This is a genomic window from Pseudomonas sp. 10S4 (assembly GCF_034344865.1).
Classification (GTDB): Bacteria; Pseudomonadota; Gammaproteobacteria; order Pseudomonadales; family Pseudomonadaceae; genus Aquipseudomonas.
Map to the genome: position 1 here is coordinate 4,575,894 of NZ_CP133774.1, position 12,673 is coordinate 4,588,566.

General features: G+C 53.8%; 12 protein-coding genes and 1 pseudogene. 10 read left to right on the forward strand and 3 right to left on the reverse strand.

What is annotated here, in order from left to right; genetic code table 11:
- Nucleotides 1-30: 30 nt before the first annotated feature.
- A complete protein-coding gene (locus RHM58_RS21520; protein WP_322268131.1) occupies nucleotides 31-930 on the reverse strand; it encodes a LysR family transcriptional regulator in 900 nt (299 codons plus the stop codon).
- Nucleotides 931-1,069: 139 nt separating this feature from the next.
- Between RHM58_RS21520 and RHM58_RS21525 the strand changes: the two genes are divergently transcribed.
- The 10 genes and pseudogenes from RHM58_RS21525 (at nucleotide 1,070) to RHM58_RS21570 (ending at nucleotide 9,989) form a co-directional block, all read left to right on the forward strand.
- Entirely contained in the window at nucleotides 1,070-1,684 is a 615-nt protein-coding gene (locus tag RHM58_RS21525; protein ID WP_242486417.1) for an FMN-dependent NADH-azoreductase, read from the forward strand.
- 610 nt (nucleotides 1,685-2,294) lie between these two features.
- Nucleotides 2,295-2,549, forward strand: a complete 255-nt coding sequence (locus RHM58_RS21530) for a hypothetical protein (protein WP_322268132.1) — start codon at nucleotides 2,295-2,297, stop codon at nucleotides 2,547-2,549.
- A 67-nt stretch (nucleotides 2,550-2,616) separates the two neighbouring features.
- Entirely contained in the window at nucleotides 2,617-3,054 is a 438-nt protein-coding gene (locus RHM58_RS21535) for a hypothetical protein (RefSeq protein ID WP_322268133.1), read from the forward strand.
- Between the two features lie 1,050 nt (nucleotides 3,055-4,104).
- Nucleotides 4,105-4,389, forward strand: a complete 285-nt coding sequence (gene hxsA2, locus RHM58_RS21540; protein WP_201257383.1) for a His-Xaa-Ser repeat protein HxsA2 — start codon at nucleotides 4,105-4,107, stop codon at nucleotides 4,387-4,389.
- Nucleotides 4,389-4,690 (forward strand): annotated as a pseudogene (hxsD, locus tag RHM58_RS21545) (His-Xaa-Ser system protein HxsD). Before hxsA2 ends, hxsD begins: the two are co-directional and overlap by 1 nt.
- Nucleotides 4,683-6,140, forward strand: coding sequence for a His-Xaa-Ser system radical SAM maturase HxsB (gene hxsB, locus RHM58_RS21550; RefSeq protein ID WP_201257382.1), 1,458 nt, complete (start codon nucleotides 4,683-4,685; stop codon nucleotides 6,138-6,140). Before hxsD ends, hxsB begins: the two are co-directional and overlap by 8 nt.
- On the forward strand, nucleotides 6,134-7,300 hold the full coding sequence (gene hxsC, locus RHM58_RS21555) for a His-Xaa-Ser system radical SAM maturase HxsC (RefSeq protein ID WP_322270876.1): 1,167 nt from the start codon (nucleotides 6,134-6,136) through the stop codon (nucleotides 7,298-7,300). The genes hxsB and hxsC overlap by 7 nt, the downstream gene beginning before the upstream one ends.
- 119 nt (nucleotides 7,301-7,419) lie before the next feature.
- The gene (locus RHM58_RS21560; protein ID WP_322268134.1) at nucleotides 7,420-7,983 is read left to right on the forward strand and encodes a class I SAM-dependent methyltransferase; all 564 of its coding nucleotides are present in this window, start codon (nucleotides 7,420-7,422) and stop codon (nucleotides 7,981-7,983) included.
- A 224-nt stretch (nucleotides 7,984-8,207) separates the two neighbouring features.
- A complete protein-coding gene (locus tag RHM58_RS21565; protein ID WP_322268135.1) occupies nucleotides 8,208-8,591 on the forward strand; it encodes a DUF6124 family protein in 384 nt (127 codons plus the stop codon).
- 330 nt (nucleotides 8,592-8,921) lie between these two features.
- Nucleotides 8,922-9,989 (forward strand): NAD(P)-dependent alcohol dehydrogenase, encoded by a 1,068-nt coding sequence (locus tag RHM58_RS21570; protein WP_201257378.1) that lies wholly within the window; start codon nucleotides 8,922-8,924, stop codon nucleotides 9,987-9,989.
- Nucleotides 9,990-10,323: 334 nt separating this feature from the next.
- Here the strand turns inward: RHM58_RS21570 and katG are convergent, their stop codons facing one another.
- Both katG and RHM58_RS21580 read right to left on the reverse strand, forming a co-directional pair.
- Nucleotides 10,324-12,318 (reverse strand): catalase/peroxidase HPI, encoded by a 1,995-nt coding sequence (gene katG, locus RHM58_RS21575; protein WP_322268137.1) that lies wholly within the window; start codon nucleotides 12,316-12,318, stop codon nucleotides 10,324-10,326.
- The gene (locus RHM58_RS21580; RefSeq protein WP_322268138.1) at nucleotides 12,281-12,583 is read right to left on the reverse strand and encodes a hypothetical protein; all 303 of its coding nucleotides are present in this window, start codon (nucleotides 12,581-12,583) and stop codon (nucleotides 12,281-12,283) included. The genes katG and RHM58_RS21580 overlap by 38 nt, the downstream gene beginning before the upstream one ends.
- Nucleotides 12,584-12,673 lie beyond the last annotated feature (90 nt).

Here is a 12,673-nt window from a genome sequence, read left to right on the forward strand (position 1 = left end):
AAACCGCTGACGTTAGTCGTCTTCGTATCATCACATGCACAGACGACGGGTCAGATCATTCAGAAGCCATCGGCCTGCTTTCCCTAAAGAGCGATTTTGCATGTGCGCTGCGTAGATCGTAAGTGTGTCTGGTGTGCGCTGAAGTTCGGCGGTTAACTCAAGCGGCAGGAGGCGTCCTGAAGCCAGATGATCCGTAATCAGATGCTCTGGCATTCGGCACCAACCGAACCCGGCGAGCAAAAAATCCAGCCGCCGTGCCAAATCTACAAACCGCCACTGGTGACTGCCCGTCACTCCATCGCTAGGGCCGTCGGGAGAAACCGGATCGGAAAGTACCAGTTGCACATAAGGCTTGAGGTCTGCACTTGTTGCCCGATGGCCTAACATCGCCAGGGGATGCCCGCTGGCGACTACTGGCCTCAAGTCGACGCTGAGCAGCGGCAGTGCGACGACATCGTCGGGCACTGTCGGAATCAATGTGCAAAGCGCCAGTGCCGCATCGCCGTTGCGCAATCGGCGCTCTGCGCCGCCCAAGCCTTCTGTAGAAAAACTCACTGCCAGATGCGGAAAAGCCTCGCGGAGAGCGCGCAGGCTTTCGATGAGCGGTGCGCTAGGGACCAAAGGGTCTATGGCGAGCGTCAACTCCGGCTCAACCCCTGCTGCCGTACTTGCTGCCATTGCTTCAAACTGGGCAGCGCTTGCCAGCACTGCGCGCGCTTGAACCACTAGCACTCTACCGACCTCAGTGAGCGTTGGGCGATGGCCGCTGCGATCAAACAGCCTCACACCTTGAACTGACTCAAGTGTGGCAATCGACTGGCTAATGGCAGATTGAGCACGCCGCAGGTGACGTCCCGTTGCCGAAAAACTGCCTGTATCAGCAATGGTTACAAGGATCCGCAACTGATCCAGGCTGAGATTTCCGATCATGAACCATCACTTAAACAGATGGACTTAATCATATTTACATCACTCCTGCTTAGAGATCGCATTGGGTAGAGTGTGTCGCACATCGCCTAAAGCGACAACGCAAAACCTACCGCCGCGTCACCGCGCAGGAGTTACTTCCATGTCCAGGCTTCTCTCCATTGAAACCAGCTCACGTGGGGATGCTTCAATCTCCCGGCAGCTCACTCGCCGATTTGTCGCCGCGTGGGAAGCTGCACACCCTAGGGGCGCTATAAAAATACGGGATCTAACGGACACTCCGCTTACGTTCGTGACGGCCCCCTGGTTACAGGCTTACTTCACCCCGCAAACCCAACATTCGCCTGAAATGAAAGCCGTGTTGCAGCTATCCGATGAGCTTACGGCCGAGTTGCTGGAAACCGATCACGTGGTTATTTCAACGCCGGTCTACAACTATAACGTCCCTGCGGCGCTCAAGGCGTGGGTGGATCACGTGGTACGTAAAGGCCTGACCTTGGGCTTTGATGGTAAAGGGCTGGTGACCGGTAAAAAGGCAACGGTGCTGCTCGCCTCGGGAGGTGTTTACACCAACGACTCCCCGATTAGAGACCGTGACATTGCGACCCACTATTTGAAACTGATCCTCAACGTCCTGGGTATCACTGATGTCACCTTTATTGCGGCCGGCGGCGCTAAAGCGGTAGATCTCGGAGAAATCGGTATGCACGATTTTCTAGATGCATTTGATCATCAAATTCAAAAGTCGCTGGTTTAGACAGCATTTCTCCTGACCCATATGATTCTGCTCTATCGACTTCGCGTGGTTAAACGGGCATCCACTTATGCGGCAGTAACTGATCGATTTCACTTGCTCGTTGTGTCGGTAGACTCGTGAGAACATCTTTATCCGCGATGGACTAAGTTCTCTGAGGCTGACTACGTGGCGCACATAGATGCCATCAAGTTGCTGATGGCCGGAAATCCGCACCACCAGGTCGAGGAATACTGGGAGCTCTGAGCAGATCAGAGGCTGGGGCGAGTTTTAGCCAACTTGGAGCACTCCCGAGAGGTAGCTATGGGGCGATTGCAGCCGGCTTGTATCGGCCAGAAGCGGTCGTTCAATCTCGGTTTGCTAGCGATTCGGCAGCGAACTTCCGCAGTTGACGACTACATAGCTGAACCCAATTCCTCTTACACCACCTCTGGTTAAAAATTGGTCATGACGCACTAGGGGCAAGCCTTTGAACAGGCATTTAATAACCGTCAATTGGACAGTGGGCAGGTGGTCTATCGGGCCTGCGATGCTATGCAGCAGACGATTTTAGGCCATGTGAGTCATGACCACAGTAAGCCTTATCTAACAGTGGATATGGCGGTGATCCGGCGTGCTTTTGAGCTTGCGCTGGCATAGTGATATCGACGATTCTTCGCTGGACATGCATGACGCCACGCTGGAACAGCTTCACGAAATCGTGGCCTTCGCCGAGCGGTTGAAAGAGGGGGCGTTGGTCGAAATGTATCAGTGGGAGCGAAAGGCTAATGGCGTCGATGCTCGGCATCTGATTTTGCCCCTAAAGGGCTATGCCGGATACAACACGAAAAGTTGTGGGAAAAGTTCGCTGCGTACCACTGGCCTGTGATTGGGCCTTTGGCAGCAACTCATGTAATGGATAACAACCTCATATACTAATAGACAAGGAGACAAGCATGGCTGGCGAACTTTATGTAGAGTCCCTCAGTAGCAGTGACGTGGATAACCTTGTCCGGTGTGGCGGCGAGTTAATAGAATCCGTATTCCACTCGGACAAAAGTGACTTGGCTGTTCTGTATACTCGGGCAGCCCTTGCTGCCGGAGCGCAAAATAGAACAAACCTGCCAGCACACTGCTACATCCGCTTTACGCAAAACAAAACCACGCAAATGGATGTCCTTCGGATGGGCAGGATACTGAATCAGACCTCTCGTCCTCCGGTCATCGTTTCAACAAGGCAGACCCTTGCTGGCTGGGCTCTGCTCAATGATATCCAAAAGGCACAACTACTCTGGGTAGAGCTTGGCAGAGCAGCCGTAACGCTCGAGTTCTACAAGGTCGGACTTTCAACCGTGAATTCCTACTACAAGGATTTCACCATGGTTCCAGAGTGAATTCGACAGACAAAGCAAACAAGCCGAGTTGTTCAGGGGTGCCTGCAAGCCACTGGTGTCCAGCACGGCACGCTGGAGCAGGCAGTACACGACTGCACCGGCCAAAATGCCGATGAAATGAACATGAATAACCCAAGATTGGAATTGTTCGGCATGTCACCCAAAGCATGGTTATTACCTTTGCTTTAGGCATTGCACTGATTCTCCTGTTTAGCATCTGGATCGGCCTGCTTGCCGTCGTGATCATATCTGGCGTAATCCAATATCGAAATATCGAGCAGGTCGACCAGAGGCAGCGTATGAGGTCACTGAAAACAGCACTCGGCAACTGTGGAATGACGGTCCAAAAATGTTCGCTTCCCACAAGCGGTCTGCGGCTCAGCCCAACAAGCCCGAATAGCACGGAAAAGAAATGGCAACATACATTATCCAGGCAGTGATATGGACCCTGTGCGTAGGAGCGCTTTGGATTTCGTACTGTAACTATTCACGCTACATCGACGCGAGGCGGGACCCTGAAAAATCTAGGCGCAGTCTGCAAGCCGCCCTGTACGCGCGTAACGATGCTGCTATCGGACAGGCGGAATTCGAGGAGATTGAAAGCTCGCATTACCGTCCTTACCTGAAGCGTTTCAGAGTTGCGATTTTCTTAAGTTTAAGTTTTGGGGTTGTGGGTTTGACTCTCCTAATCGCTTAGTCGCGAATAACATTTCGAGCCATGGAAATGAACGCTGCACACCACAGGCTCTTGATTGGGCCTTTTGCATTACCAGGATGCGGGTTTCGCACTCGTGAAAACTGAATTGCCTTGGGTTTTATAGATACCTTCCAAGCTCGCTGCGTACAGTTTTCAAACTCTACCGGCGACTGTTTCGCAGAGAAACGGGGTGACCGCTTTTGGCCGATTTCTGCCGTAGCGGACGTTCAGATGAAGATAAGGGGGATGCCAGATATCGGAAAAGGGCCGCAATGACCGATTGCACATTGACATCACGGGAGGGCGCGCCGAAACTCAAAAAATAACCCCCGCAATGATAAGGATATCCTGTAATGAAAAAGCGTTCTTTTCTGGTTCCTCTGGCTACCCTGGCCGCAGCAATAGCCACAGAACAAGCTTCAGCGATAGCTACCCATGAGGTTGTCGAGCCCGGTACCGACGTCACGAACACGTTCCAGGCCGATGCCCAAGGCGAAAACCTTTTGGTACGCAGTGGCAATGATCAATTCGCCTTTGTTCTCAAACGTGGGGACCAAGGTCAGATGATGGCTTACCACAGTTCTCACAGTTCTCATGCCTCTCACGTTTCTCATGCCTCCCATACCTCGGGCTCCTAATGGCGCTCTCAGATACGCTCGTCTTTGACGAGCGGCTTTATGACGTGCAGGTTCTGCAAAAAGCCGCTTATCGCTCAATCAATTCACTGACGGTTGATATCACATCAACGGGGGGCAATTTATCTGCGCCTTATCCTCGAATATTGGTGTTGACGAGCCTTCCTTTCTGTTTGCTATCCAAGAGTTCAAGAAGGACGTACTTGACTACCAGCTACGCCACCGGCTGAACGCAGAGACGCAGCCGATCAAGAACCTGATCCTTGGGCTGGCTTTTTCAAAAACCGGGCTGACTAGTGAGTAAATTCCAGAAGCTGGAGTTCTACGCGCAGCAACACACCTACGAGTTGCTGCCCTTCAAATTTGACCGCCTGAATGACGATGAGTACGTCATCACCAACATGGCCGGTGAGTTTCACGTCATACCGGCGCCGATGCTTGAGCCGATCATAAGCAAGACGCTCGCGCTCTCATCAGAACTGATCGCTACGCTGCGGTCCAAACAGTTCATTCGCTTCTCCAACGAGGAGGCGCCACTTCAGCTTCTGGCACTCAAGATTCGCACGCGGCTATCCAGGCTGGCCCAGTTCACCAATCTGCATATCTTTGTGGTGACCCTTCGCTGCGACCATAGCTGCCCATATTGTCAGGTGTCGAGGCAGTCGGAGAGCAAAGGCGAATTCGACATGACTACGGAAATGGCAGACAAGTCGTTGGATTTCGTTTTCAGGTCTCCGAATCCAGCCATCAAAATTGAGTTTCAGGGTGGCGAGCCGCTGCTGAACTTCGAATTGGTGAAGTACGTCGTTCTTGAGGCAAAAAAACGTAACCTCAAGGAAGGGCGTGACCTGCGGTTCGTCATTGCGACCACGCTATCGCTACTGACCAATGACATGCTCGATTTCTGTAAGCAGCACCATATCGTGCTTTCATCTTCTCTCGATGGGCCAATGGATCTGCATAATGCAAATCGCCCACGGCCTGGCCGAGATAGTCACCAGCGTTTCGAGGAAGGCTTGAAGAAAGCCCGTGCAGCCCTCGGCTATGATCAAGTGTCAGCCCTGATGACAACCACAGATAAGAGCCTGCCACGAGCACGTGACATCATTGATGAATACTTACGCCTGGGCTTTGATGGCATTTTCCTGCGCACGCTTTCCCCTTATGGCTTTGCGATCAAGACCAAGAAATTCATGTCCTATGACACGGAGCGCTGGCTGGAATTTTACAAGGAAGGTCTGGAGTACATCATTGAACTAAACAAGTCGGGCATACGATTTGTAGAGCAGTATTCCGCGATCGTGCTGACAAAAATGCTGACATCGGGGGACCCAGGGTTTGTTGATTTAATGAACCCTGCCGGTGCTGGTATTGCAGCCATCGTGTTCAACTATGACGGATCGGTCTACGCCTCAGATGAAAGCCGTATGCTTGCCGAAATGGGTGATCATACGTTCCGGTTGGGGAGCATTCTTGAGAATTCATATGAGGAGATCATCCTCTCTGATCAACTTCTGGATGCACTGGAAAACTCCTTCACTTTAAGTGCCCCCATGTGTTCTGACTGTGCGTTCGAACCCTACTGTGGTGCTGAACCTGTCTACCATCACGCAATACACAAGGATGTGGTGGCAAGAAAGCCTGAGTCGGCTTTCTGCAAGCGGAATATGTCGATCTTCAGGCACCTCATTGAACTGATGGGAAGCGATGAGCAAACGAAACGGATTTTTATGGGGTGGGCCAACCGATGCTGAAGCTCGGCGGAAAGATTATCCGAATACATGCGGTTGATGTTGATAAGGCCATCACCTTAGCCAAAGTATCAACCAGTCGAAATCTGCCTGAAGTTTTGCGACGAGAAATGGCCTATCTGGTTTCCGATAACCAGATACCTCACGGATTTGCGCACTATCTGCTGGTTGATAAACATCGGCATCTGGTTGATGCGCTCCCTTCCGGTTCCGACTTCTCAATTCTACCGGAGGACTATAGCTATATCGGTGATGGCGACGTTATCCGGCTTTCAGCGGATCGTCAGAGCATCCGAGTGTTGTTTCGTGCATCGTCGCCGCATAACAGTATCCTGGTAACAGAGCAGTGTAATCATTACTGCCTTATGTGTTCCCAACCGCCGAAAGCCGCTGATGACTCATGGATACTCGACGAAATCGAGAGCCTGATTCCGCTGATTCCAAAAGATACCCGCGAGCTGGTGTTTACTGGGGGCGAGCCTACGACCAATCGGGAGCGCTTCCTTAAAATCATCAGCCTCACAAAAAGTTATCTGCCAAGAACCGCAATCCACATTCTCTCGAATGGGCGCAGTTTCAAAGACCCAGCGTTCGCTGAACAGTATGCGCAGATTGAATTGTCTGACGCGATGATCGGAGTTCCTGTCTATTCAGAAGATCCGACACTGCATGACTACATCGTTCAGGCCCGAGGCGCATTCGATGAAACCATTCAGGGCATTCTCAACCTGAAGCGCTTGGGTCAGAAGGTTGAGATCCGAGTGGTCATTCACAAGCTGTCGGTGCAGCGCCTGCCAGAACTGTGTGAGTTCATCGCACGCAACCTGCTGTTTGTTGACCATGTGGCGCTGATGGGCCTTGAGATGATGGGCTTTACTAGGGCCAATCTTGATGAGCTGTGGATCGACCCAATCGAATACAAAGACACACTCAGCAAATCCGTTGGCATCCTCTCCAAATACGGAATGAATATCTCGGTCTACAACCATCAACTCTGCTTAGTGAACTCAGATATTTATCCCTACTACCGCAAGTCAATCAGTGACTGGAAGAATGAATACGCCGTCGAGTGCGAGGTATGCACTCGCAAGTCGGACTGCGGAGGATTTTTTTCGTCAGGGATCAAGCATGGCTACAGTAAGAGTCTAATACCTTTTTGTTGATCTACGTTAAAGGTCGGCATCAAGATTATTCTATGAGTTGTTGCGCAGCGGAGTAAGTTTAAATTATAGAAAAATACAGTCGACATAAAAAGCCAATATCCAATGAGTCGTCAAGTTTTTTGGCGAGAGAGATATCAGGACTGAATTTACCTGAAGGGTCTCTTGCCCTTGATTTGGGGTGCGGCTATGGTCGAAATTCCGCACTATTATCAAGGTACTTCGAGAATGTAATAGCCGCTGATATTTCTTGTAAAGGTTTCAGTAGTTTATGGTATTTGGATTGTAAAAATATACACCCGGTGATCCTTGATTGCGGGCAATTACTCCCGTTTTTAAATAATACATTCTCAGCTGTAATAGTTGTGCATCTATATCATGAAGACTTAATTGCCAACTTGATTGATATAATCCAGCCGGGCGGCTTTTTTATTTATGAAAGTATTTCTGGTAATGGCGAAAACTGGCGAGAGTTGAGTCTTTTTGGAGAAGTAAAAAGGCTTTTGGAAAAGCAGTTCATTGTCAAGTATTACTTAGAGAGCCCTGTAGGTCCTGACAAAAAAAATGCCACCGTGAAAGTGGTTGCCCAGAAGAAAAAACTGAATCGCTCGCAGCTTTATAGGCGCATCTGGTCGTCGGCTTCGGGTTCAGGCTGTGTGAAAATGCCAAGGATTGCGAAACGTTAGGACGGGCTTCTGGCGTCGATGTAGAAAATCCAATTTGACGTTTTTACACACTCAGGGCCGATAGCTGCCCTAAGATTGAAGCCTCACACGCCTCAGAAACCTCCCACACCCAATTAGGCTTGCCCGTCAGACCCCCACTCGCTAACCGCCCTCCCGTCGCCGCCAATGCAGCGACCGGGTGTGGTAGCCCGATCTTCATAGAACCCCAATCCATTGGAGTTCAAATGCTCGACAAAGACGTAAATCCATCCGAAACCCCAGAGTCCCCAAAAACCGACTCAACACCTGTGTGTTCCTGCCTAAACTCAAAAAAACTCCATGACGCCTTGATCCACGCCATCGAGCAATACTTGACGTCACGTCCATCCAAACCACCGCTCGCCGACCGTCGCCGCCGTTCTTTCTTCCTCACCGATCCCAGCGTAGATAAAGAAAGCCTCCTGGCCCACTGCTGCGAAACCCTCGCGTCCGCGAACGTCATGGCCAGTGAATTGGCGTTCAGCCTCACCGGCCCGCAATGCAATCTGATGTTGGGAATCCAGCAGATGATTTCCCTGGCAGAGGTGTCGGCGAACCGCGTTCTGGATCAGGTCGATCCACAGGAGTAGGTGAGGGCATCACCATTCCCGCTGTGCAATGAAAAGCCCGCTGACTCTTAGATAGTCAGCGGGCTTTTTTGCATTCAAGGGCCAGCCAACCAATGCGGCGAGATAAACACCTCGCCAACCCAATCTAACCGGATCAGGCAATAATTCAGCAGAATGCAGCCATCGCCCCCACCTCCCCAAGCCTTACCCTATCCGCAACGCGGCTCACCGCAGCCGCCAACGTTCCTCGACGGTCGACCACCAAACCGACCATCCCCGTCATCCACTTGAACGATTCAGCACCGACACTACTCCTCTTATATTCAACCTCTGACTTAAAAGGTGACCGCAATGGCCAAGACTTACAGTTACGCCGCGCAGGGTTCCAAGGACTCGCTCAAGCCTTTCACCTTCGAACGTCGCGCCCCAGGCGCGGACGATGTGCAGATCGATATCCTCTATTGCGGCGTGTGCCATTCCGACCTGCACACCGTGCGCAATGAGTGGCACAACACGCTGTACCCCTCGGTGCCGGGCCATGAAATTGTCGGTCGAGTGACTGCGGTCGGTGCAAATGTCAGCAAGTTTAAAGTGGGCGATCTGGCCGGCGTTGGCTGCATGGTCGACAGTTGCCAGCACTGTGCGTCGTGCGCGGAAGGCGAGGAGCAGTATTGCGAGAGCGGTTTCACCGGGACTTACAACGGTCCGGTGTTTGGTGGCGAGAATACGTTTGGTGGTTACTCGGACAATATCGTGGTGAAGGAGAAGTTCGTTCTGCGCATTTCCCACGACAACGCCAATCTGGCCGCCGTCGCGCCGCTGCTGTGTGCGGGCATTACCACGTATTCGCCGTTGCATCACTGGAAGGTCGGGCCTGGCAAGAAGGTCGGGGTGGTTGGCCTCGGTGGTCTGGGGCATATGGCGGTGAAGATTGCGCATGCCATGGGCGCGCATGTGGTGTTGTTTACGACGTCGCCGAACAAGCGTGAGGACGGTTTGCGTCTGGGCGCGGATGAGGTGGTGGTGTCGAAGAATCCGGATGAGATGGCGAAGTTTGCCAACACGTTGGACTTCATTCTGAACACGGTGGCCGCGCCGCATGATCTGGATGCTTTCCTCAATCTGCTCAAGCGCGATGGCACGATGACGCTGGTGGGTGCGCCGGACAGTCCGCATCCGTCGCCTTCGGTGTTTAACCTGATCTTCAAGCGCCGCAGTCTGGCGGGGTCGTTGATAGGCGGGATTCAGGAAACCCAGGAGATGCTGGATTTCTGTGCCAAGCACGGGATTGTTTCGGATATTGAGATGATTGATATCCAGAACATTAACGAGGCTTATAGCCGCATGCTGAAAGGCGATGTGAAGTATCGGTTTGTGATTGATATGAACAGTTTGAAGAAGGAAGCCGAGGTTGCTTGATCGGTTTTTGGATCAAAGGATCGCAGCCTTCGGCAGCTCCTACGGGGGAGGGCGCATCTGATATGGTTTTTTCGGCGTCACCTGCATCTGTAATGCACCGGGCCGGCGGCTCACAATGCCGGCACGGTTCGCGGTCGCGGCCGGTTTGCACCGCACATTCATGATGTAGGAGGCCCGATGGGTAAGATGGCGATTTTCCTGGGTGGATTTCTGGTCCTGACCATATTGCTGGGGGCCCTTGCCACGATTTCTCCCGTTTAGTCTTTCCTGATCCGCAAACAGTACAACGCCTCCACATTGGGAGGCGTTGCAGTTTTCAGCGTTAGGGTTTGTGTTACTTCACTTCAAAGCGGTCCAGGTTCATCACTTTGGTCCACGCGGCCACGAAGTCTTTGACGAACCGCTCCTTCGCGTCGCTGCTGGCATAGACTTCCGCCAATGCCCGCAACTGCGCATTCGAACCAAACACCAGATCAACCCGGGTTGCCGTCCATTTCACTGCGCCAGTTTTGCGGTCGCGGCCTTCGAATTCCTCCTTGGTCTCCGACGTCGGTTTCCACTCAACGCCCATGTCCAGCAGGTTGGTGAAGAAGTCGTTGGTCAACGCTTCAGGCCGCTGAGTGAAGACGCCGTGCTTGGCTTGGCCGATGTTGGTATTCAGCACCCGCAGGCCGCCGATCAACGCGGTCATTTCTGGCGCGGTGAGGGTCAGCAGTTGCGCCTTGTCGATCAACAGTTGCTCGGCCGGAACGCGGTAGCGGGTTTTCAGGTAGTTGCGGAAGCCGTCGGCGATGGGCTCCAGGAAGCCGAACGATTCCACGTCCGTTTGCTCTTGGGTGGCGTCCATCCGTCCTGGGGTGAACGGCACCGTGACGCTGTGGCCAGCGTTTTTTGCCGCTTGTTCGACGCCGGCGTTACCGGCGAGCACGATCAGGTCGGCCAGGGAGACTTTCTTGCCGCCGCTGTTGAACTCGCTTTGGATACTTTCGAGTTTCGCCAGCACCTTCGCCAGTTGTTCGGGCTGGTTGGCTTGCCAGGATTTTTGTGGCGCCAGCCGCAGACGTCCACCGTTGGCGCCGCCGCGTTTGTCGGAGCCACGGAAGGTGGAAGCGGCTGCCCAAGCGGTGGACACCAGTTGTGAAACGCTCAGGCCCGAGGCGAGGAGTTTGCCCTTGAGTGCGGCGATGTCGCTGTCGTTGACCACGGCATGGTCGAGCGCAGGGATCGGGTCTTGCCACAGCAGTTCTTCGGCGGGCAGTTCCGGGCCGAGGTAGCGTGAGAGTGGGCCCATGTCGCGGTGGATAAGCTTGAACCAGGCGCGGGCGAAGGCATCGGCGAGTTGGTCGGGATTGGCCAGGAAGCGCCGTGCAATTGGCTCGTAGATCGGGTCGAAGCGCAGCGCCAGGTCCGAGGTCAGCATGGTTGGGTTGCGGCGTTTGGACGGGTCGTGGGCATCCGGGATGGTGCCGGCGCCGCCGCCATTTTTGGGTGTCCACTGGTGCGCGCCGGCCGGGCTTTTCGTCAGTTCCCAATCGAAGCGCGAACAGGTTTTCCAGGTAGTTGTTGCTCCCACTGTGGTCGGGGTGGTGGTCCAGGTCACTTCCAGGCCGCTGGTGATGGTGTCGGCGCCTTTGCCGGTGCCGAAGCTGTTCTTCCAACCGAAGCCTTGTTCTTCCAGGCCCGCAGCTTCGGGTTCTGCACCGACGTTGTCGGCAGGGCCGGCGCCGTGGGTTTTGCCGAAGGCGTGGCCGCCGGCGATCAGCGCCACGGTTTCTTCGTCATTCATGGCCATGCGGCCGAAGGTTTCGCGGATGTCTATGGCGGATCTGATCGGGTCTGGCTCGCCTTCCGGACCTTCCGGGTTGACGTAGATCAGGCCCATTTGCACGGCAGCCAACGGGTTCTCAAGGTTGCGACCGTGGTCGGTGCGGCTCTCCTCATTTTTTCCCGGTTCGGCTACGAGTGGACCTTCGCCGGGTGCTTCCACGGGGGCGTTTTCTTTGCCGTAGCGGGTGTCGCCGCCGAGCCATTTGTTTTCAGAACCCCAGTACACGTCTTCGTCCGGTTCCCACACATCGGGACGACCGCCGGAATAGCCGAAGGTCTTGAAGCCCATGGACTCCAGCGCGACGTTGCCGGTGAGGACGATCAGATCGGCCCAGGAAATGTTCTGGCCATACTTTTGCTTGATCGGCCAGAGCAGCCGGCGCGCCTTGTCGAGGCTGACGTTGTCCGGCCAACTGTTGAGCGGCGCAAAGCGTTGCTGGCCGGAACCGGCACCGCCACGGCCATCACCGGTGCGGTAAGTGCCGGCAGCGTGCCAGGCCATGCGGATAAAAAACGGCCCGTAGTTGACCGAAGTCCGCCGGCCACCAGTCTTGGGAATCGGTCATCAGCGCATTCAGATCGGCTTTGACCGCCGCAAAATCGAGTTTTTTGAACGCATCGGCGTAGTTGAAGCCCTTGTCCAAAGGATCGGACAGGGTCGAGTGCTGGTGCAGGATTTTCAGATTCAGTTGATTCGGCCACCAGTCGCGGTTCATCGTGCCACCGCCAGCGGCGTGATTGAACGGGCATTTCGATTCGTTTGCCATGTAAGAGCTACCTTCGGTCGTGTTCATCCAGCCATCCGGCCCGGCCTGGGCCCGCAATAGCAATGAGCGAAATCAATGACATAGGCTGCT